15 protein-coding genes are annotated in these 20,841 nt (G+C 72.8%); 13 read left to right on the top strand and 2 right to left on the bottom strand.

Features of this window, described 5'->3' with window-relative positions; genetic code table 11:
• Positions 1 to 324: 324 nt before the first annotated feature.
• The 9 genes from ACIHAD_RS34315 (at position 325) to ACIHAD_RS34275 (ending at position 14,998) form a co-directional block, all read left to right on the top strand.
• Positions 325 to 5,823: a biotin carboxylase N-terminal domain-containing protein gene (locus ACIHAD_RS34315; protein WP_397358862.1), complete on the top strand. Its 5,499-nt coding sequence runs from the start codon at positions 325 to 327 to the stop codon at positions 5,821 to 5,823.
• A 312-nt stretch (positions 5,824 to 6,135) separates the two neighbouring features.
• Positions 6,136 to 6,594 (top strand): hypothetical protein, encoded by a 459-nt coding sequence (locus ACIHAD_RS34310; RefSeq protein WP_397358861.1) that lies wholly within the window; start codon positions 6,136 to 6,138, stop codon positions 6,592 to 6,594.
• A 116-nt stretch (positions 6,595 to 6,710) separates the two neighbouring features.
• Entirely contained in the window at positions 6,711 to 7,073 is a 363-nt protein-coding gene (locus ACIHAD_RS34305) for a hypothetical protein (RefSeq protein ID WP_397358860.1), read from the top strand.
• A gap of 81 nt (positions 7,074 to 7,154) precedes the next feature.
• The gene (locus tag ACIHAD_RS34300) at positions 7,155 to 7,757 is read left to right on the top strand and encodes a DUF305 domain-containing protein (RefSeq protein WP_397358859.1); all 603 of its coding nucleotides are present in this window, start codon (positions 7,155 to 7,157) and stop codon (positions 7,755 to 7,757) included.
• A gap of 383 nt (positions 7,758 to 8,140) precedes the next feature.
• On the top strand, positions 8,141 to 10,108 hold the full coding sequence (locus ACIHAD_RS34295; RefSeq protein WP_397358858.1) for a glycosyl hydrolase family 8: 1,968 nt from the start codon (positions 8,141 to 8,143) through the stop codon (positions 10,106 to 10,108).
• Positions 10,109 to 10,178: 70 nt separating this feature from the next.
• Entirely contained in the window at positions 10,179 to 11,303 is a 1,125-nt protein-coding gene (locus tag ACIHAD_RS34290) for a right-handed parallel beta-helix repeat-containing protein (RefSeq protein ID WP_397358857.1), read from the top strand.
• A gap of 252 nt (positions 11,304 to 11,555) precedes the next feature.
• Positions 11,556 to 12,875 (top strand): discoidin domain-containing protein, encoded by a 1,320-nt coding sequence (locus tag ACIHAD_RS34285; RefSeq protein WP_397358856.1) that lies wholly within the window; start codon positions 11,556 to 11,558, stop codon positions 12,873 to 12,875.
• Positions 12,876 to 14,066, top strand: coding sequence for an MFS transporter (locus ACIHAD_RS34280; RefSeq protein WP_397358855.1), 1,191 nt, complete (start codon positions 12,876 to 12,878; stop codon positions 14,064 to 14,066).
• Positions 14,063 to 14,998 (top strand): TolB family protein, encoded by a 936-nt coding sequence (locus ACIHAD_RS34275; RefSeq protein WP_397358854.1) that lies wholly within the window; start codon positions 14,063 to 14,065, stop codon positions 14,996 to 14,998. Before ACIHAD_RS34280 ends, ACIHAD_RS34275 begins: the two co-directional genes overlap by 4 nt.
• A gap of 32 nt (positions 14,999 to 15,030) precedes the next feature.
• On the opposite strand, the gene ACIHAD_RS34270 is transcribed toward ACIHAD_RS34275, so the two are convergent.
• Positions 15,031 to 15,654 carry a response regulator gene (locus ACIHAD_RS34270; RefSeq protein ID WP_397358853.1) on the bottom strand — a complete coding sequence of 208 codons (624 nt, stop codon included), beginning with the start codon at positions 15,652 to 15,654 and terminating at the stop codon, positions 15,031 to 15,033.
• Positions 15,651 to 16,892, bottom strand: a complete 1,242-nt coding sequence (locus ACIHAD_RS34265; RefSeq protein WP_397358852.1) for a sensor histidine kinase — start codon at positions 16,890 to 16,892, stop codon at positions 15,651 to 15,653. The genes ACIHAD_RS34270 and ACIHAD_RS34265 overlap by 4 nt, the downstream gene beginning before the upstream one ends.
• A 201-nt stretch (positions 16,893 to 17,093) precedes the next feature.
• On the opposite strand from ACIHAD_RS34265, the gene ACIHAD_RS34260 reads away from it, so the two are divergent.
• The 4 genes from ACIHAD_RS34260 to ACIHAD_RS34245 all read left to right on the top strand — a co-directional run bounded on the left by ACIHAD_RS34260 (position 17,094) and on the right by ACIHAD_RS34245 (position 20,816).
• Positions 17,094 to 17,645, top strand: coding sequence for a heme-binding protein (locus ACIHAD_RS34260; RefSeq protein ID WP_397358851.1), 552 nt, complete (start codon positions 17,094 to 17,096; stop codon positions 17,643 to 17,645).
• 139 nt (positions 17,646 to 17,784) lie between these two features.
• On the top strand, positions 17,785 to 18,378 hold the full coding sequence (locus tag ACIHAD_RS34255; RefSeq protein WP_397358850.1) for an ankyrin repeat domain-containing protein: 594 nt from the start codon (positions 17,785 to 17,787) through the stop codon (positions 18,376 to 18,378).
• A gap of 279 nt (positions 18,379 to 18,657) precedes the next feature.
• A complete protein-coding gene (locus ACIHAD_RS34250) occupies positions 18,658 to 20,283 on the top strand; it encodes an ABC-F family ATP-binding cassette domain-containing protein (RefSeq protein ID WP_397358849.1) in 1,626 nt (541 codons plus the stop codon).
• A 95-nt stretch (positions 20,284 to 20,378) separates the two neighbouring features.
• Positions 20,379 to 20,816, top strand: coding sequence for a Fur family transcriptional regulator (locus ACIHAD_RS34245; protein WP_397358848.1), 438 nt, complete (start codon positions 20,379 to 20,381; stop codon positions 20,814 to 20,816).
• The last annotated feature ends 25 nt before the right edge of the window (positions 20,817 to 20,841 follow it).

Here is a 20,841-nt window from a genome sequence, read left to right as displayed (position 1 = left end):
TTCACCGCACTCTGCCACATTCACGGACGTTCCGTTCTGGGGGAGCGGCTTCGAGGGCGAGGGCTGCGCGGGCGCGAGGCGGGTCGCCGGTACAGTCGTCGGTACAGTGGCGGCCTTGTGGCAGGGTGCCACGGGAACCGGCGCTCGAACCCTGTGGCGGGGTCACTTTTTGTGGGATCCGCACAAAGCAGGAGCCCCGGCGTGCACTATGCGGACATTGGTACACGCGGCGGTGATCGAGCACGGTAGAGACAGTGACGGGCGAGGCCCCGGGGACCACCCCGGACTCGCCTTCTTGTACGGGGTACGTGGGAGGCTCAACCGGTGTTCAATCGTGTCGCCATCGTCAACCGCGGAGAGGCCGCGATGCGGCTCATCCACGCCGTCCGGGATCTTTCGGCGGAGACCGGCAAGCGGATCGAGACGATCGCGCTCTACACCGACGCCGATCGCGACGCGACCTTCGTCCGCGAGGCGGATGTCGCCTACTCGCTGGGGCCCGCCTCGGCGCGCCCGTACCTCGACCACGCCGTGCTGGAGCGGGCGCTGATCGAGACCGGGGCCGACGCCGCGTGGGTCGGCTGGGGGTTCGTCGCCGAGGACCCGGCCTTCGCCGAGCTGTGCGAGAAGATCGGCGTCACCTTCGTCGGGCCGAGCGCGGAGGCGATGCGCCGGCTCGGTGACAAGATCGGCGCCAAGCTCATCGCCGAGGAGGTCGGCGTGCCCGTCGCGCCGTGGAGCCGCGGCGAGGTGGCCACGCTCAAGGACGCCCTGCGCGCCGGCGACGAGATCGGCTACCCCCTGATGCTCAAGGCGACCGCGGGCGGCGGCGGGCGCGGCATCCGCATGGTCGCCTCGGCCGACGAGCTGGCCGACGCCTACGAGCGCACCAGCCAGGAGGCCGCGCGCGCGTTCGGTTCGGGCGTGGTCTTCCTGGAGCGCCTGGTCACCGGCGCCCGCCACGTCGAGGTGCAGGTCATCGCCGACGGCCAGGGCACGGCGTGGGCGCTGGGCGTGCGCGACTGCTCGGTGCAGCGGCGCAACCAGAAGATCATCGAGGAGTCCGCCTCCCCGGTCCTGAGCGACGACCAGACCGACGAGCTGAAGGCGTCGGCCGCGCGGCTCGCCGTGGCCGTCGGCTACCGCGGCGCCTGCACCGTCGAGTTCCTCTACCACCCCGGCGACAAGATGTTCGCCTTCCTGGAGGTCAACACCCGGCTCCAGGTCGAGCACCCGATCACCGAGCTGACCACCGACACCGACCTGGTCCGGCTGCAGCTGCACGTCGCCGCCGGCGGACGCCTGGAAGGCCCGCAGCCGCGCGAGAGCGGCCACGCCGTGGAGGCCCGGCTCAACGCCGAGGACCCCGACCGCGACTTCGCTCCCGCGCCGGGCCGCATCGCCCGCCTGGTGCTGCCCACCGGGCCCGGCGTCCGCGTCGACACCGGCGTCAGCGAGGGCGACACCATCCCCGCCGACTTCGACTCGATGATCGCCAAGATCATCGCCTACGGCCGCGACCGCGAGCAGGCCCTGGCCCGCCTGCGCCGCGCGATGGCCGCCACCACGGTGATCATCGAGGGCGGCGCCACCAACAAGAGCTTCGTGCTCGACCTGCTCGACCAGCCCGAGGTCGTCGACGCCGTCGCCGACACCGGCTGGATCGACCGCGTGCGCGCCGAAGGGCGCCTGGTCAGCCACCGCCACTCCGCGGTCGCCCTGGCCGCCGCCGCGATCGAGGCGTACCAGGACGAGGAGGAGGTCAGCCGCAACCGGCTGCTGGCCACCGCCCACGGCGGGCGCCCGCAGGTGCAGCACGAGAGCGGCCGTCCGCTGACACTCAAGCTCCGCGGCGCCGGCTACCGGCTCCAGGTGGCCAGGGCCGGGCAGCGGCGCTTCCGCGTCGGCATCTCCGACGGCGACCGGTCCCACCCGCTCGACGTCGAGATCGACCGCTTCGACGAGCACAGCGGCCGCATCACGGTGAACGGCCGCCGCTTCCGCCTGATGTCGGCCACCCACGGCCCGATCCACCTGGTCGAGGTCGACGGTGTCACCCACCGCATCAGCCGCGACGAGGGCGGCGTCGTCCGCTCGCCCGCGCCCGCGCTGGTCGTGGCGACGCCCCTGTCGGCCGGTGACGAGGTCGAGGCGGGCGCGCCGATCCTGGTGCTGGAGAGCATGAAGATGGAGACGGTGCTGCGCGCGCCGTTCCGTGCCCGGGTCCGCGAGTGCGGCGTCTCGGTCGGCAGCCAGGTCGAGGCCGGCGCGCCGCTGATGCGCCTGGAACCCCTCGCGGGCGCCGAGGCCGAACAGGCCGCCGCCGCGACCGCCGCCCCCGAGATCGACCTGCCCGCCGCCCCACCGCGGGCCTCGGCCGCCGAACAGGCCGAGCGCGGCGTGCAGGACCTGCGCGACCTGCTGCTCGGCTTCGACGCCGACCCGCACGACCGCCGGCGGATGGTGTCGCACTACCTGGCCGCGCGGGCCGAGCTCGACGACCGCGTGATCGAGGGCGAGCTCGACCTGCTCACCGTCTTCGCCGACCTGTCGGAGCTGAGCCGCAACAAGCCGGGCGGCGAGCTCGACGTCGAGCCGGGCAGCCCGGTGCACAGCCCGCGCGAGTACTTCCACAGCTACCTGCAGAGCCTCGACGTCGAACGCGCCGGCCTGCCGGAGGCGTTCCAGGCCAAGCTGCGCCGCATGCTCAGGCACTACGGCGTCGAGGAGCTCGACCGTACGCCCGAGCTGGAGGCCGCGGTCTTCCGGATCTTCCTGGCCCAGCAGCAGATGACCGCCGGCGTCACCGTCATGTCGGAGCTGCTGCGCGCCTGGCTGGCCGGCGCCTCCCCGCGCGAGTCGCTCGGCGAGCGGGCCGGGCTCGCGCTGGAGCACCTGGTCGAGGCCACGCAGGTGCGCTTCCCCGTGGTCGCCGACCTGGCCCGCGGCGTGGTGTTCCGCTGGTTCGCCCAGCCGCTGCTGCGCCGCAACCGCGCCAAGGTCTACGCCGCCGTCCGCGACGAGCTGCGGCACCTCGACCGCGATCCCGGCGCGCCCGACCGCGCCGAGCGCATCCAGGCCATGGTGGCCAGCTCCGAGCCGCTCGTCCGGCTGCTCGGCCAGCGCATCGGCCGGCCCGAGCGCGACCTGGCCCCCCTGCTGGAGGTCCTGACCCGCCGCTACTACGGCAACCGCGGGTTGTCGCAGGTCACCACCCGCGACAGCGCGGGCTGCCGGTTCGTCACCGCCGAGCACACCGGCCCGCGCGGCGCGACCCGCCTGGTCACCACCGCCGTCGACATCGCCGCCCTGCCCGACGCCATCGACGCCGTGGGCGCGCTGGCCGACGGGGTGGGCGGGCGCGGGCTCGTCGCCGACCTCTACCTCACCTGGGACGACCAGCCCGACGCCGAGGAGATGGCCGTACGGCTCGGGCAGGCCCTGGCCGAGCGCCCGCAGCCCGCGGGCATCCGGCGGATCACGACCACCGTCGTGGGCACCAGCGGCGCGGTGATGCACCACCACTTCACCTTCCGCCCCGACGGCGCCGGCTTCGCCGAGGACCGCCTGATCCGCGGCCTGCACCCGCAGATCGCCCAGCGCCTGCAACTGCACCGGCTGCAGGAGTTCGACCTCACCCGGCTGCCGTCGGCCGACGAGGAGATCTACCTGTTCAGGGCCGTCGCCAAGAGCAACCCGGCCGACGAACGGCTCATCGCCATGGGCCAGGTCCGCGACCTGACGCCGCTGCGCGAGGCCGACGGCCGCCTGGTCGCGCTGCCCGCCGTGGAGGACGCGCTCACCGCCGGCCTCGACGCGATCCGCAACATCCAGGCCCAGCGCCCCCAGAACAAGCGGTTCGACACCAACCGCATCATGATGTACGTCTGGCCCTCGACCGAGCTGACCACCGACGAGCTGAACATGCTGGTCCAGCGCATCCTGCCGACCACGGCGGGCGCGGGGCTGGAGGAGGTCCAGTTCGTGGCCCGCCAGCGCACCCCCTCGGGCGAGCTGAGCGAGGTCGCCGTGCGCATCACCCTCGGCCCCGGCCACGGCGCGAGCCTCCAGGTCGGCAAGCCGTCGGACGAGCCGGTCCAGCCGCTGGACGACTACCGCCTGAAGGTGCTGCGCGCCGCCCGGCGCGGCAACGCCTACCCCTACGAGCTGACCGGCCTGCTGACCGGCCCCGAGGGCCGCTTCGTCGAGCACGACCTCGACGCCGGCGGCGTGCTCGTCCCGGTCGACCGGCCCAAGGGCAACAACTCCGCGGCGATCGTGGCCGGCGTGGTCACCACGCCGACCGCCCGCCATCCCGAAGGCGTCACCCGGGTGGTGCTGCTCGGCGACCCGACCAAGGCGCTGGGCGCGCTGTCGGAGCCGGAGTGCTCGCGGGTGATCGCGGCACTCGACCTGGCCGAACGCATGCGCGTGCCCCTGGAGTGGTTCGCGCTGTCGGCCGGCGCCCGGATCTCGATGACCTCGGGCACCGAGAACATGGACTGGGTGGCGGCGGCCCTCAAGCGCATCGTCACCTTCACCCAGGCCGGCGGCGAGATCAACATCGTGGTCGCGGGGATCACCGTGGGGGCGCAGCCGTACTGGAACGCCGAGGCGACGATGCTCATGCACACCAAGGGCATCCTGGTCATGACCCCCGACTCGGCGATGGTGCTCACCGGCAAGCAGTCGCTCGACTTCTCCGGAGGCGTCTCGGCCGAGGACAACTTCGGCATCGGCGGCTACGACCGCGTCATGGGCCCCAACGGCCAGGCCCAGTACTGGGCGCCCAACCTGCCGGCCGCCCGCGACGTGCTGATGGCCCACTACGACCACACCTACGTCGTGCCCGGCGAGAGCGGCCCCCGCAAGGCCACCACCGCCGACCCGGCCGACCGGGACGTCCGCGACTACCCGCACGCCGTGGCGGGCAGCGACTTCACCACCGTGGGCCAGATCTTCTCCGTCGAGCACAACCCCGACCGCAAGAAGCCCTTCGACATCCGCACGGTGATGCGCGCCCTGTCCGACCAGGACCACCCGGTGCTGGAACGCTGGGCGGGCATGGCCGACGCCGACACCTCGGCCGTCCAGGACGTGCACATCGGCGGCCGGCCGGTCTGCCTGATCGGCATCGAGTCGCGGCCGGTGCCGCGGCGCGGCTTCCCGCCCGCCGACGGGCCGGACGCGTACACGGCCGGCACGTTGTTCCCGCGCTCGTCGAAGAAGACCGCGCGGGCGATCAACGCGGCCTCCGGCAACCGGCCGCTGGTGGTGCTGGCGAACCTGTCCGGCTTCGACGGCTCGCCCGAGTCGATGCGCAAGCTCCAGCTCGAGTACGGCGCGGAGATCGGCCGGGCGATCGTCAACTTCGAGGGCCCGATCGTGTTCTGCGTCATCTCCCGCTACCACGGCGGCGCGTTCGTGGTCTTCTCCAAGGCGCTCAACCCGAACATGACCGTGCTGGCGCTGGAGGGCTCGTTCGCCTCGGTGCTCGGCGGCGCCCCGGCCGCGGCGGTGGTCTTCTCCGGCGAGGTGAACAACCGCACCGCGACCGACCCGCGCGTGAGCGAGCTGCAGCGGCAGGTCGCGGCGGCCAGCGGCGCCGAGCGGGCCGCGCTCAACGCCCGCCTGGCCGAGGTCCAGCCGGCCGTACGGGCGGAGAAGCTCGGTGAGGTCGCCGCGGAGTTCGACCGGGTGCACAACATCCGGCGCGCGGTCGAGGTCGGTTCGGTCGACGCGATCGTCAGCGCCGCCGAGCTGCGTCCGCGGATCATCGAGGCCATCGAACACGGCATCGCCCGCCTGCACCGGGGCTCCTGACCGACGACCCGCCCGGCCCCTCCGAGGGGCCGGGCGCTCCATGCCCGACAGGTCGGGCATAGAGCCGAGGTGGGCAGGGGAGGGCGTGGCCGTCGCCCGAGGGGCCGCGGGGGCGCGGTCTCCGGCACCGGGGCGGTGAACGTCCCGCTCTACGTGAGCCCCATGACGACGAACGTGGCGATCAGGCGTGTTCACGCCCTCCTTTGTACGCCGCCGGGATCACGTCGTCGTGTGGCCCGGCGTGGCGTCTGCCCGTCCCAGGGGCGAAGTGGCCAGAATGGAACCATCTGGTGACTTACCGTGAGGGGAAAGATGCGGTCGATCACATTGCTGGCGGCGGTCGCCCTCGCGAGCGTCCCCGCGGGTCCCGCCGCCCTCGCCGAGGCGGCCTCCGGCCAGGACGGGGACACCTCCTGGAAGAAGCTCACGTCCTTCCGGGTCTCGCCGGCGGCGCCGCACCAGAACGACGCCATCCGGCTGCTCGTCCACTGCCCCACCCAGGCCAACCACGCCGTCGTCGGGTCCACCGCGTTCCCCGTCAAGGGGTCGTGGCGGATGTTCCGCGAGGTGGGGATCGGGCTGGGAGGGATGGGGTTCGGCAAGAAGGGCGTCGTCATCTCCCGGTTCGCGCCGCCGGGGGAGCACGAGGTGCAGCTGAAGTGCGTCAAGGTGACGGCGGACTGGCTGACCGGCCTGAGGAAGGTCAAGGTCCTCAGCCGCTCCTCGGTCCCGCTCGTGGTGCGCCCGTTCCGCCTCGGCCAGTTCTTCTGACACGCCGAGGCCATGGTGATTCGGGGTCATATACCCGTACGGGGTTCTGGTTGCCCGAGGTGGGCGGCTCCCGTATCCTGCTCGTTCGTAAGAGCCGGGGCTACGGGGGAGGGCTGGTGGGGATCCTGCGGCGGGGTGCGCGCGCACTCCTGCTCGTCGTCCTCGCCCTCGGCGTGTGCGGGATGCACACGCTCGGACACGTGAACGCCCGGCACGACCTGGCGATCGCCCACGAGGCCCCCGCCGCCGCGCTCGCGGGGCTGCATCCCGGCCACGAGATGCCGGGGCTCGATCCGGCCGGGGTGTGCCTGGCCGTCCTGACCTCGCTGCTCGTCGTGGCGCTGCTGGCCTTCTGGGTCGGCACACGGCGGCGGACCGGTGGCGGCGCCGGCGCGGAGCCGTCCCTCCGGCCGGTCGCGCGGCCACCGCCACGGCCCACGTCCCTGAGGCTGGCCCACCTCTCGATCCTGCGCATATAGGCCGGCAGCCGGCGCGGACGCCCTCGGCGGCGGTCCGCGCGAACCTGCCGACTGTTCCAGCGAACGAGAGATCACATCAGCATGTCCAGCAACCGTAAGTTCACCCTCGCCGTCGCCGCGGGCGCGCTCGCCCTGCTCACCGCCTGCGGCGGGACCGACGCCGCCTCCACGGCCGCGCCCGAGGCGTCCGCCTCCGCCGGTGCCGCCGCCAGCGCCCAGCCGTCGCGGGGATCGTTCAACGACGCGGACGTCATGTTCGCCCAGATGATGATCCCGCACCACCAGCAGGCGGTCGAGATGGCCGAGCTGGCTCCGCGGCGGGCGGAGGACCCCGAGATCAAGGAGCTCGCGGCCGAGATCAAGGCCGCCCAGGACCCGGAGATCCAGACCATGAAGGGCTGGCTGGCCGAGTGGGGCAAGCCCGTCCCGTCCGGCGGGATGGGGCACGACATGCCCGGGATCATGTCCGGTGAGGACATGAAGAAGCTCGAAGGCGCCGAGGGGGCCGCCTTCGACCGGCTGTTCGCGCAGCAGATGATCGCCCACCACGAGGGAGCGATCGAGATGGCGCGTACCGAGCAGGCGGGCGGGGTGAACCCGCAGGCCAAGGAGTTGGCCAAGGGCATCGAGAGCGCGCAGCGGGCCGAGGTGGCCCAGCTCCGCAGGCTCCTCGAACGCCTCTGATCCCACGTGCCGCCCGGGCGCTCGCGGCGTCCGGGCGGCACGGGGAGCGTCGGCCCGGCGGTCACTGCCGTCGCAGGGCGAGTGATCACGTGCCTGGGCGTAGGGCCGCCTCGCGTGCAGGGGGCGGCCCGGGTCGCTCCCACGTGCGTCCGGGGTGGTGTTGCGGTGCCTGGTCGGCAGCGCGGGGGTTTGTGTGGATTTGGGGGGTGTGTCTGCGGCGGGGATGTGAACGGTAGGGGTTGGTTCGGGGTGAAGGGTTGCGGAAGGGGATGTTCTTGTTTAGCGTCCGCTGTGAGGGTTAGGAAAGTTTCCTAACGCCCGTCCATCGATCACGGTCCACCTGCGGATGGCCCCATGGCACCCCCTATCCGAAGGATCAACGCATGATCAGACGTCCTGAGCGGCGCCCCCGGCGGTCGTCGCTGCTCGTCACGGCCCTGGTCGCGGCACTGATGGCGGCGGCGCCCCTGGCACCGCCGGCCACGGCCGCGGCCGGTTCCGCCAACGCCGACACGCTTCTGTCCCGCGGCAAACCGGTCACCTCCTCCTCGATCGAGGGCAGCGGCTTCGAGGCGGCCAAGGCGGTGGACGGCAACGCCTCCACCCGCTGGGCCAGCGTCGAAGGGCACGACCCCGAATGGATCAGGGTCGACCTCGGTGACACCTACAACGTCTCCCGGGTGAAGCTGACCTGGGAGGCGGCGTACGGCAAGTCGTACAAGATCCAGACCTCTCCCGACGGCGGCACCTGGACCGACGTCTACTCCACCACCTCCGGCAACGGCGCGACCGACGACCTGACGGTCAGCGGCAGCGGCCGGTACGTGCGCATGTACGGCACCGCCCGCGGCACGACGTACGGCTACTCGCTGTACGAACTGGAGGTCTACGGCAGCGGCGGCGGCGGGGGCACCGACACCACCCCGCCCTCCACCCCGGGCAACCTGCGCGCGACCGGCACCACCTCCACCAGCGTGTCCCTGGCCTGGGACGCCGCCACCGACGACGTGGGCGTCACCGGCTACCTCGTCTACCGGGGCTCGACCCTGGTGACCACCGTGGCGGGCACCACGTACACCGACACCGGCCTGACCCCCGCCACCGCCTACGGCTACACCGTCAAGGCTCGCGACGCCGCGGGCAACCAGTCGGCGGCCAGCGGCGGCGTCACGGCGACCACCCAGCCCGGCGGCGGGGGCGGCCCCGCGGTGCCCTTCGGCAGCCACACCATCCCGTACGCGGCGGGCATGCTGCGTCCCACGGGCGACCAGGCCGCGCTGGACGCGCGGGTGGTCGACTACTACAAGCGGTGGAAGGCCGCCTTCGTCCGGCAGAACTGCGGGAACGGCTGGTACGAGGTCATCTCGCCCGACGCCGACCACCCGTACGTGGCCGAGGCCCAGGGCTACGGCATGGCGGTCGTCGCGACCATGGCCGGGGCCGACCCCGATGCCAAGAAGATCTTCGACGGCATGGTCAAGTGGATGATCGACCACCCGTCGTCCATCAACCCCGACCTGCTGGCCGCCGAGCAGGACACCGCCTGCAAGAGCGTCGACGGCAGCGACGGCGCCACCGACGGCGACATGGACGTCGCCTACGGCCTGCTCCTGGCCCACCGGCAGTGGGGCAGCTCGGGCACGTACAACTACCTCGACCTGGCGGTCAAGCACATCAACGCCATCAAGAAGGACGAGATCAACCCGTCCACGAACCTGCTGAAACTGGGTGACTGGAGCAGTTCGGGCGACCAGTACTACTACATCACCCGTACCTCCGACTGGATGATCGACCACTTCAGGGCCTTCAGGAAGGCGACCGGCAACAGCGCCTGGGACACGATCAGGACCGCGCACCAGAACCTGATCACCACCCTCCAGGCCGACTACGCCTCCGCGACCGGCCTGCTGCCGGACTTCGTGGTCAACACCAACACCACCGCCAAGCCGGCTCCCGGCCAGGTCCTGGAGGACCCGAACGACGGCCAGTACTGGTGGAACGCCTGCCGCACCCCGTGGCGCATCGCCGACGACGCCGTGACGAGCGGGGACGCCAAGTCGCTCGCCTCGGCCAGGAAGCTCAACTCCTGGATCAAGAGCAAGACCGGCGGCGACCCCGCCAAGATCGCGATCGGCTACAAGCTGAACGGCACGCAGATCTCCAGCGGCAGCGAGGCCGCCTTCTTCGCGCCGTTCGCGGTGGCGGCGATGACGGACTCCGGCAGCCAGGCGTGGCTGGACGCACTGTGGAACAAGATGCTCGGCACGCCGATCGACGCGAGCAGCTACTACTCGGCCAGCATCCAGCTCCAGGTCATGATCACGGTGACCGGCAACCACTGGGTGCCCTGACCGGCGGCGGAACCCTCGGCCGGGCCCGCGGACGGCGTCCGCGGGCCCGGCCCCCGAAGGGAGGAACCCCATGAGACGGACCCTGCTGACCGGCCTGCTGCCGCTCCTGCTCTCGGCGCCCGCCGCCACGATGCCGGCTGCCGCGACGTCGATCGCCGGAGCGGCGACCGGCGCCGCCGTGGGCGGTATGGGCGCTGTAGGCGCGGCGGTCAAGGTGGGTGATGTGGTCGACGTGTCCACGGCGGCCCAGCTCGCGAGCGCGCTGGCCGGGGCGGTACCCGGGCAGACCATCAGGCTCGCTCCCGGCGAGTACCACGGCGTCTTCGTCGCCCAGCGCGCCGGGACGGCCGCCGCGCCGATCACGCTGACCGGCCCGGCGGGCGCCGTCCTGGTCAACGACGGCCCCTCCGGCACCGCGCCGTCCTGCCCCGCGCCCGGCGGCGGCTGGGACTCCGGCTACGGGCTCTGGCTGTACGGAGCGCCGTACTGGCGGCTCGCCGGGTTCACCGTCAAGGACTCCAAGAAGGGCATCGTCCTGGACGCCTCCGCCCACGTGGTGATCGACGGCGTGTACGTCCACCACGTCGAGGACGAGGGCGTGCACTTCCGGCGCAGCTCGTCCGACGGCGTCCTGAGGAACTCCCGCATCGCCTACACGGGCCTCGTCCAGCCCGGCTACGGCGAGGGCGTCTACCTCGGCTCGGCCGGCTCGAACTGGGGCTGCCACGGCAACACCGGCGGCGTGGACCGGTCGGACCGCGTCCAGGTCACGGGCAACACGATCGGCCCGTACGTCGCCGCCGAGCACATCGACGTCAAGGAGGGCACGAGCGGCGGCCTGATCGGCGGCAACACCTTCGACGGCACCGGCGTCAGCGGCCAGAACTCCGCCGACTCCTGGGTGGACGTCAAGGGCTCCGGCTACACGATCGAGAACAACACGGGCACGTTCACCCCGCCCGGCACCTTCGCCAACGGCTACGAGACGCACAATCCGGCCACGACGCCGTCCTTCCTCAACGGCTGCGGGAACCTCTGGCGCGGCAACCGCTCCGACCTCGGCGGGGTCGGGGCGTACGCCATCAAGATCACCTCGACGTCCAAATGCACGGCCGACCCGAACGTCGTGCACTCCTCCAACACCGTCACAGGCGCCACCCGTGGCCTGACGAACGTCCCGGTGACCCCGGGCTGACGGGCGGCCAAGACCCGCCGCCCGTCAGCCCGGGCGGCGGCCTCGGCGTGCCGTGCGGCGGCCGGGTGAACCCCGCCCAGCAGGGTTAAGAAAGCTTCCTAACTTTGTTGACAGCCCTCCGCGCCCTGCGCCACGATCCCGGTAAGCGGCTCGGCGCGGCTTCCCACGAGGAGGTGACGCGCTCAGCGAAAGACTCCTGACCCGGCCGCCCACCGGACCGTGCTCCGATCTCTCACCCCCAGGAGAATCGCCATGTCCAGAGTCCGCCTGGCCGTCATGGCCGTGATCGGCCTGGTGGCCGGCCTGCTCGTGGCCGCCACCGCCTCGGCCGGCACCGCCGAGACGCTGCTCTCGCAGGGCAAACCCGCCACCTCCTCCTCCAAGGAAGCCTCCTCCTACGCCGCCGCGAAGGCCTTCGACGGCGACCTCGCCGCCACCCGGTGGGCCTCGGCCGAAGGCCACGACCCCGAATGGCTGCGGGTGGACCTCGGCGCCTCCCAGCAGATCAGCCGGGTCAAGCTGACCTGGGAGGACGCCTACGGCAAGTCGTACAAGATCCAGACCTCCGCAGACGGCAGCGCCTGGACCGACGTCTACTCCACCACCTCGGGCGACGGCGGCGTGGACGACCTCGCCCTGACCGCCACCGGCCGCTACGTCCGCATGTACGGGACCGCGCGCGGCACCTCCTACGGCTACTCCCTGTGGGAGATGCAGGTCTACGGCGGCGGCACCCAGCCCACCGACCCGCCCACCGACCCGCCGGGCGACACGTTCGTGGTGGCCGCCGCCGGTGACATCGCCGAGCAGTGCACCGCGAGCTCCTCCTCCTGCGTGCACCCGAAGACGGCCGCCCTGGTCGAGTCGATGAACCCCGAGTTCGTCATCACCATGGGCGACAACCAGTACGACGACGCCCTCCTGTCCGACTTCCGCACCTACTACGACAAGACGTGGGGCAGGTTCAAGGCCAAGACCCACCCGGTCCCCGGCAACCACGAGACCTACGACCCGGCCGGGTCCGAGGCGGGGTACAAGTCGTACTTCGGCGCCATCGCCTTCCCGCAGGGCAAGAGCTACTACAGCTACGACCGGGGCAACTGGCACTTCGTCGCGCTCGACTCCAACCACTTCGACCAGTCGGCCCAGCTCACCTGGCTCAAGAACGACCTCGCCGCCACCACCAAGCCGTGCGTGGCCGCGTACTGGCACCACCCGCTGTTCAGCTCCGGCGAGCACGGCAACGACCCGGTCTCCAAGCCCGTCTGGCAGGCGCTGTACGCGGCCGGCGCCGAGCTGGTGCTCAACGGGCACGACCACCACTACGAGCGGTTCGGGCCGCAGAACCCCAGCGCCCAGGCCGACACCGCGATGGGCATCGTCGAGGTGCTCGGCGGGATGGGCGGCGCGTCGCCGTACCAGATCGAGAACGTGCAGCCGAACAGCCAGAAGCGGCTGAGCGGCACGTTCGGCGTGCTGAAGCTGACGTTCACCGGCAGCACGTTCGGCTGGCAGCTCGTCGGGACCGACGGCTCGGTCAAGGACAGCAGCCCGACCTACTCCTGCCACTAGATGTACATCTCGCTTCTCGGCACCCGGCTGACCAGGGCGGTGCCTGCCAACGTGGTGGCGCTCGGCCTGGTCAGCCTGGTCACGGACGTCTCGTCGGAGATGGTCACCGCGGTGCTGCCGCTGTACCTGGTGGGCGCGCTCGGGCTCAGCCTGGTGCAGTTCGGGTTGCTGGACGGCCTGTACTTCGGCGTCACCGCGCTGGTCAGGCTGGCCGGCGGGCACGCCGCCGACCGGTGGAGCCGCCGCAAGCTGGTCGCGGGGCTCGGGTACGGGCTCTCGGCCGTGTGCAAGCTGGGCCTGCTCGCGGCCGGCGGGTCGGCCGCGGCGCTCGGCCTGGTGCTGGCCGCCGACCGTACCGGCAAGGGGCTGCGCACCGCGCCCAGGGACGCGCTCATCACGCTGAGCGCCCCGCCCGAACGGCTGGGCGGCGCGTTCGGGGTGCACCGGGCGATGGACACCGTGGGCGCCTTCCTCGGGCCGCTGGCCGCGTTCGCGGTGCTGACGGCGACGGCGGGCGCCTACGACGCGGTGTTCGTGACGAGCTTCTGCGTGGCCGCGCTCGGCGTGCTGCTGCTGGTTCTGTACGTACGGGACCGGCGCGGCCCCCTGACCGCCCGGGTACGGCTGCGGGCGGCGGTGGCACGGGAGCCCGGGTTCCGCCGGGCCTGCCTGGTGGCGGTGGCACTCGGCCTGGTGACGGTCAGCGACTCGTTCGTCTACCTCCTGCTGCAACGGCGGCTGGCGATCGCGCCCGAGCTGTTCCCGCTGCTGCCGCTCGGCACGGCGGGCGCCTACCTGCTGCTGGCGGTGCCGCTCGGCAGGTTGTCGGACCGGTTCGGGCGCGCGACGGTGTTCGTCGCCGGGCACGTGGCGCTGCTCGCGGTCTACCTGGTGCTGCTGGGCCCGGCCTGGCTGGTGCCCGCGCTGCTGCTGCACGGCCTGTTCTACGCCGCCACCGACGGCGTGCTCATGGCCCTGACCGGGCCGATGCTGCCCGAGGGCGCGCGTACCGGCGGGCTGGCGCTGCTCCAGACCGGGCAGGCCACGGCCCGGATGGTGTCGTCCATCCTGTTCGGCCTGTTGTGGGCGGGGACGGGGGAGGGGCCGGCGCTGGCGGTGATGGCCGCCGGGCTGGTGACGGCGTCCGTGATCGCCTGGCGGGCGCTGCGAGGACAGGGAGGTGCCGCATGAGAAGGGTGCTCGTTCTCGTCGCCGCGGTGGTTCTGCTGGCGGGCGGCGCGACCGCGTACGCCACCTGGGCGGCGTCCTCGCGCCAGGCCGCGCCCGCCGTCGCGGGGTTCGACGCCGCCGAGCCGGGCCGGGTGCTGGTGCGCAGCGGCGGACGCGTCGCGTCCGTGCCCCTCGCCGACCCGGGCGCGCCGCCGCGGGTCAGCTCCCGGGCCTGCGACCGCTTCTACACGGCGAACGGCACCACCCTCTGCCTGGTCACCCGGCCCGGCCCGCTGCCGAAGACCGAGGCGCTCGTCCTGGACCGGTCGCTCAAGGAGACCCGCCGGATCAACCTGGCCGGGGTGCCGAGCCGGGCCCGCGTGTCCGCCAGCGGCCGGATGGCCTCCTGGACGGTGTTCGTCACCGGCGACTCCTACAGCACCGGCGGCTTCTCCACCTGGACCGGCATCCTCGACACCCGGACCGGCTACCTCATCACGAACATGGAGGACATCCCGCTCTACCTCGACGGCCGCCGCTACCACTCCGCCGACGTCAACTACTGGGGGGTCACGTTCGCCGCCGACGACAACCGCTTCTACGCGACCGTCTCGACCAAGGGCAGGACGTACCTGGTGGAAGGCGACTTCGGGGCCTGGCGGGCGCGCGCGCTCAGGGAGAACGCCGAGTGCCCGTCCCTGTCGCCGGACGGGACCCGGCTGGTGTTCAAGAAGCGGGTCTCGCCCGGCCCGTGGCGGCTGCACCTGCTGGACCTGGCCACCATGCGGGAGAGCCCGCTGGGGGAGCGCGCCAGCATCGACGACCAGGCCGCCTGGCTGGACGACCGCACGGTCATGTACGCCAAGGACGGCGACGTGTGGGCGGCCGACGTCGGCGGCGGCCCGCCCCACCGGCTCGTCCCCGGCGGGACCTCCCCCGCCGCCGTCCGCTGACGCCCGGCCCGGACCCCTGGCGGCCGGAGCGCTCAGGGGAGGCGGATGAGGCGTCGCTCGACCGCGGCCGTGACGGCGGCCGTGCGCGTCTCCACGCCGAGCTTGTCGTAGATGTGCACGAGATGCGTCTTGACCGTCGCCTCGGTGATGTAGAGCCGCCGGGCGATCTCCCGGTTGCTCGCCCCGCTGGCCAGCAGCTCCAGCAGCTCGACCTCGCGGGCGCTCAGCGCCGGGCCGGGCTCGCGCATGCGCCGCATCATCCGGGTCGCCACCTTGGCCGACAGCACGCTCTCGCCCCTGGCCGCGGCCCGGATGCCCTGGAACAGCTCCTCCGGCGGGCACGCCTTGAGCAGGTAGCCGATGGCCCCGGCGTCCACGGCCCGCATGATGTCGGCGTCGCTCTCGTACGTCGTCAGCACCAGCACCTGAGGCGGCGCGGGCAGCTCGCGCACCCGCCGGGTGACCTCCACGCCGTCGATGCCCTCGCCTAGCTGCAGGTCCATGAGCACGACGTCGGGGGACCGGGCGGCGATGCCGCGCAGCGCCTCGGCCCCGTCGGCCGCCTCGCCGACGATCTCCATGTCGTCCTCGCCGCCGAGCAGGGCCGCCAGCCCCGCCCGGACCACCGGATGGTCGTCGACCAGGAACAGCCTCATGCCGGGCCGCCGCCGTCCAGGACGCGCGGGGGGCAGGCGGCGGGCACCCGGGCCGCGACCGCCGTGCCCTCGCCGGGCGCGCTCTCGACCACCAGGACGCCGTGCACCTCCGCCAGCCGGTCGCGCATCGCCCGCAGCCCGTAGCCGCGGCCGGGAGCGGGGGCGGGCTCGGCGAAGCCGACGCCGTCGTCGAACACGTCGAGCGTGACCTCACCGTCGAGATAGGACAGCGTCACCGTGGCCGTCACCGTGGCCGTCGCTGTGGTCGTCGCTGTGGCCGCCGGTGTGCCTGCCGCTGTGGTGGCCGCCGGAGGGCCGGCGTGGTCGCGTACGTTGGCCAGCGCCGCCTGCGCCACCCGCAGCAGCGCCGCCTGCACCTCCGGCGCCAGCGGGTACTCCTCGCCCGACAGCCGGAAGCGCACCCGCGGCCCGGTGCCGTCGGCGTCCGCGCAGAGCCGGGCCAGCGCCTCGGGCAGCGAGACGTCCACCAAGCCGGGCGGCTGGAGGCCGCGGACGAACCGCCGCGCCTCGTCGAGGTTGCCGGCGGCGGCCGCGGCGGCCCGCCGTACGTGGGCGCGGGCCTGGTCGGGGTCGGTCACCCACATGCGGTCGGCGGCCTGGAGCAGGATGCCCATGCTGGTCAGGCCCTGGGCGAGCGTGTCGTGGATCTCCCTGGCCAGCCGCTCGCGCTCCTCCAGGACGCCCGTGCGGTGGCGCGAGTCGGCCAGCGTGCCGCGGGCGCTGATCAGGTCGTCGATGAGCAGTTGCCGGGCGGCGCTCTCGCGTTGCAACTCCCCGAAGATCACCGCCGTCATGGCCGCGATGCCGACCGGCGCGAGGATCAGGCTGACGTCGAGCTCCCGGGCGATCTCCAACTGGGCCACGATCACCACCAGGGTCAGCGCAGCGGCGGCCACCGCGAAGCCGCGCGCGTCGAGCAGCCGCAGGCACAGGAAGAGCAAGGGGACCGCGCACCAGCTGAACGACGGCGCCAGCACCACCAGCGCCAGCCAGACCGCCGCCACGCCGCCCAGCCAGACGAGCCGCCCCTGCCGCCCCAGCCGGTTCCACCACACGATCCCGGCCGCGTACGCCAGCGCGAGCAGGCCGCAGACGGCCAGCGACGTCACTGTCTGCGGGACCATGCCGTGACGGGACACCAGCCGCAGGGCCGAGGCGGCGAGCAGCAGGTAGAACCCCACGTGCATGGCCCAGTTGAGCCAGGTGCGCTCCCTCATCGCCCTCCCCGGTCGCCGCGCCCTCCGACACTATCCCCTGCCCGAGAGTGGCCCCCACCAGCGCGGGAGCGCATCAACCGATCGGTTGACCCGGCGCTCGGCCGGTCGGCGCGCGGGGATCGCCCGCGCTCCCGATGGCCCGGGGCGGTCCGCCCGGAACCCTTGAGGTGTCCGACTTCGCCCTGCCGAACTGGAGAAACCATGAACATCCGTACTCGCCTGGTCGCCGGCTCGCTGTCGGGGCTGGCCGTGCTGGCCGTCGCCGCCACCTCGCCCGCCCGGGCCGCCGACGCCGCCCACACCTCCCGCCTCGCCCGCGTCGCCGCGGCCGAGCCCGTCGTGCAGACCGGGACGCTCTCCGCCGACGCCGCCCTGAAGATCGCCGACGCCGCGATGAAGGAGGCCGTCAAGCAGAAGCAGCGTGTCTCCGTCGTGATCGTCGACCGGTCCGGCGCGACCCGGCTGGTGCTGAAGGGCGACGGCGCGGGCCCGCAGACCGAGGAGTCGGCCAGGCGCAAGGCGTTCACCGCGGTCTCCTTCGGCCGGACGACCGCCGAGCTCGGCAAGGGCCTCACCGGCGGCGGGCCGTCCATCGCCGACATCCCGGGCACCCTCTTCCTCGGCGGCGGCGTGCCCGTCGCCTCGGGCGGCGCTCCCGTCGCGGGCATCGGCGTCGGCGGCGCCCCCAGCGGCGACATCGACGAGTCCATCGCCCAGGCGGGTCTCAAGGCGGTCGCCGGGCAGCTCCGCTGACCGGCCCTGCCCGGCCCCCGGCGCGCGGCCGGGGGCGGGAAGGCGGAAGGATGAGGGGATGAACCGCCGAGCCTTCCTGACCTGGGGACTCGGTCTGATGCTCGCGGCCTGCGGCGGGCGCGAGGTGAAAGGAGCGGCAATGGCCGACGAGGAACTGCTGGCGGGAGCCGCGCGCGGGGACGCCGCCGCCGTCCGGGACGCGCTGGGCGCCGGGGCCGACGTCGAGGCGCGCGACGCGCAACGCCGTACGGCGCTGCTGCTCGCGGCGGCGGCCGACCACGTCGAGGTGGCCAAGGTGCTGGTCGCGGCGGGCGCCGACCCCGACGCCCAGGACTTCAGGAAGGACACGCCCTGGCTGGTCACCGGCGTCACCGGGAGCGTCGCGATGCTCAGGGCGCTGCTGCCGGCCGGGCCCGACCTGACCAAGCGCAACCGCTACGGCGGCGTCTCCCTCATCCCCGCCTGCGAGCGCGGGCACGTCGAGTACGTCCGCGAGGTGCTGAGGACCGGCATCGACGTCGACCACGTCAACGACCTGGGCTGGACGGGCCTGCTGGAGGCGGTCATCCTGGGCGACGGCGGTGAGCGTCACCAGGAGATCGTCCGGCTGCTGATCGCCGCGGGCGCCGACGTCGACCTGGCCGACCGCGAGGGCGTCACCCCGCTCGGGCACGCCGTGTCCAAGGGCCAGAAGGAAGTGGCCGCCCTGCTCCGCGCGGCCGGAGCCCACTGACACCTCACGCAGGAAGGCTCCCGTGATCCCGGCCGGGGGCCTTCCCGGGTGTGAACCGCACGATGGACGCCTGCTATGGTGTGAAATGCTTGTGATCCTCAGCTAGGAGACCAGACATGGCAGGTGACGACGACATCTCCGGGTGATACCGGAGGGTGATCGGCCCCGGCGTGAGCGCGTGAGCGCCGCCGGTGTGGCCCTGTTCGTCGTTTCCTGAATCCCTGTCCTTTCACCGGGCGGCTTCGGCGTGCCCGCGTTCTCCGTTGAGGTCTTCTTCACATGTCCGACGCGTTCATCGTCTGCTCCAACCTGTCCTTCTCCTGGCCTGACGACACCCCTGTCTTCAGCGACCTGTCCTTCAGCGTGCCCGGCGGCCGTACGGGGCTGGTCGCCCCCAACGGCGCGGGCAAGAGCACGCTGCTCAAGCTCATCGCCGGGGAGTACCGGCCGCGCGCCGGCAGCGTGTCCGTCAACGGCGTGCTCGGCTACCTGCCGCAGAGCCTGCCGCTGGCCGGCGACCTGAACGTGGCCGAGGTCCTGGGCATCGCCCCGGTGATCGCCGCGCTCAACGCCATCGAGGCGGGGGACACCGCTGAGGAGCACTTCACCACCATCGGCAACGACTGGGACATCGAGGAGCGCACCCGCGCCCAGCTCGACCGGCTCGGCCTCGGGCACCTCGACTTCGCCCGCACGCTGCGCACGCTGAGCGGCGGGCAGGTCGTCTCGCTCGGCCTGGCCGCGCAACTGCTCAGGCGGCCCGACGTCCTGCTGCTCGACGAGCCCACCAACAACCTCGACCTCGACGCCCGCGACCGGCTGCACGCCGTGCTCGGCGACTGGAGGGGCTGCCTGCTCGTGGTCAGCCACGACCGCGCCCTGCTCGACCGCATGGACCGCATCGCCGAGCTGGAAGGGGGTGAGGTCCGCTTCTACGGCGGCGACTTCACCGCCTACGAGGAGGCCGTACGCACCGAGCAGGAGGCTGCCGAGCGCAACGTGCGCACGGCCGAGCAGGAGCTCAAGCGCGAGAAGCGGGAGATGCAGCAGGCCCGCGAGCGCGCCGAGCGCAGGGCCGGCAACGCCGCCCGCAACCTCAAGAACGCCGGCCTGCCGCGCATCTTCGCCGGGAACATGAAGCGCGGCGCCCAGGAGTCGGCCGGCCGGGCGGGCCAGACGCACGCCGCCCGCGTCAGCGACGCCAAGGCCCGGCTGGACGAGGCCGGCCGCGCCCTGCGTGACGACCAGCGCATCTCCCTGCAACTGCCCGGCACCAACGTGCCCGCCGGGCGTACGGTCTTCCAGGGCGAGCACCTCATGGCCCGCGGCCTGTTCGCCGACCCCGGCCTCGACCTGGTCGTCCGCGGGCCCGAGCGGATCGCGCTGACCGGCCCCAACGGCGTCGGAAAATCCACGCTGCTGCGCCTGATCGCCGGCGAGCTGGAGCCCGACGGCGGCACCACCAGGCGGGCCGACGGCCGGGTGGCCTACCTGTCGCAGCGGCTCGACCTGCTCGACGACGAGCTCACCGTCGCCGGGAACCTGGCCGCCTTCGCCCCCGCGATGCCGGCCGCCGAGCGGATGAACCTGCTGGCCCGCTTCCTGTTCCGGGGAGCACGGGCCCACCTGCGGGTAGGTGTGCTGTCGGGCGGAGAACGGCTGCGCGCCACGCTGGCCTGCGTGCTGTGCGCGGAGCCGGCGCCCCAGCTCCTGCTGCTGGACGAGCCGACCAACAACCTCGACCTGGTCAGCGTGGGCCAGCTGGAGAGCGCGCTCGGCGCGTACGAGGGGGCGTTCGTGGTGGTCAGTCACGACGAGCGGTTCCTGGAGGAGATCCGGGTGGGCCGCAGGCTGGAGCTGTCCGGCGGGCGGCTGCTGGAAGCCGGGGGTCCGGCCCTGGGGTGATGTCCCTTCTGGGGGAACATTTCCGGATATCTTACGAAACTTGGATGGTTCGTTCTCTTGTGTCATTCAGGTTTGTATAGGTAGGTTTGGCGGCTATGACCGCATCGAACGCTCCGACGACCGCCGAGGAGCTGCGTGGCGTCGGGCTGCGGGTGACCGCGGCCCGGGTCGCGCTGCTGGAGACCGTCCGGGACGGTGACCACCTCGGGGTCGAGGCGATCGCCTCCGGGGTGCGCGAGCGCGTGGGTCATATCTCGTTGCAGGCCGTGTACGACGCCCTCCACGCGCTCACCGCCGCGGGGCTCGTCCGCCGCATCGACCCCCCGGGCAGCTCGGCCCGGTACGAGGGCCGCGTCGGGGACAACCACCACCATCTCGTGTGCCGGTCGTGCGGCGCCGTGGCCGACGTCGACTGCGCCGTCGGCCACGCGCCCTGCCTGACCGCCTCCGACGACCACGGCTTCGCCATCGACGAGGCCGAGGTCATCTATTGGGGCCTGTGCCCCGCCTGTTCCACCGGCAGCAGTTCCTGAGCAGCAGATCCGCCTAGTCCGGAAG

Source organism: Nonomuraea sp. NPDC052265, from assembly GCF_044547985.1.
Classification (GTDB): Bacteria; Actinomycetota; Actinomycetes; order Streptosporangiales; family Streptosporangiaceae; genus Nonomuraea.
Note: the sequence above shows the minus strand (reverse complement) of the source record. Positions and strands in the feature narration are given on the sequence as shown.

Coding starts and splice junctions, on each gene's coding strand:
- ACIHAD_RS34310 (WP_397358861.1), top strand. CDS start 6,136: ATGCGGTCGATCACATTGCTGGCGGCGGTCGCCCTCGCGAGCGTCCCC.
- ACIHAD_RS34300 (WP_397358859.1), top strand. CDS start 7,155: ATGTCCAGCAACCGTAAGTTCACCCTCGCCGTCGCCGCGGGCGCGCTC.
- ACIHAD_RS34295 (WP_397358858.1), top strand. CDS start 8,141: ATGATCAGACGTCCTGAGCGGCGCCCCCGGCGGTCGTCGCTGCTCGTC.
- ACIHAD_RS34290 (WP_397358857.1), top strand. CDS start 10,179: ATGAGACGGACCCTGCTGACCGGCCTGCTGCCGCTCCTGCTCTCGGCG.
- ACIHAD_RS34285 (WP_397358856.1), top strand. CDS start 11,556: ATGTCCAGAGTCCGCCTGGCCGTCATGGCCGTGATCGGCCTGGTGGCC.
- ACIHAD_RS34280 (WP_397358855.1), top strand. CDS start 12,876: ATGTACATCTCGCTTCTCGGCACCCGGCTGACCAGGGCGGTGCCTGCC.
- ACIHAD_RS34275 (WP_397358854.1), top strand. CDS start 14,063: ATGAGAAGGGTGCTCGTTCTCGTCGCCGCGGTGGTTCTGCTGGCGGGC.
- ACIHAD_RS34270 (WP_397358853.1), bottom strand. CDS start 15,654: ATGAGGCTGTTCCTGGTCGACGACCATCCGGTGGTCCGGGCGGGGCTG.
- ACIHAD_RS34265 (WP_397358852.1), bottom strand. CDS start 16,892: ATGAGGGAGCGCACCTGGCTCAACTGGGCCATGCACGTGGGGTTCTAC.
- ACIHAD_RS34260 (WP_397358851.1), top strand. CDS start 17,094: ATGAACATCCGTACTCGCCTGGTCGCCGGCTCGCTGTCGGGGCTGGCC.
- ACIHAD_RS34255 (WP_397358850.1), top strand. CDS start 17,785: ATGGCCGACGAGGAACTGCTGGCGGGAGCCGCGCGCGGGGACGCCGCC.
- ACIHAD_RS34250 (WP_397358849.1), top strand. CDS start 18,658: ATGTCCGACGCGTTCATCGTCTGCTCCAACCTGTCCTTCTCCTGGCCT.
- ACIHAD_RS34245 (WP_397358848.1), top strand. CDS start 20,379: ATGACCGCATCGAACGCTCCGACGACCGCCGAGGAGCTGCGTGGCGTC.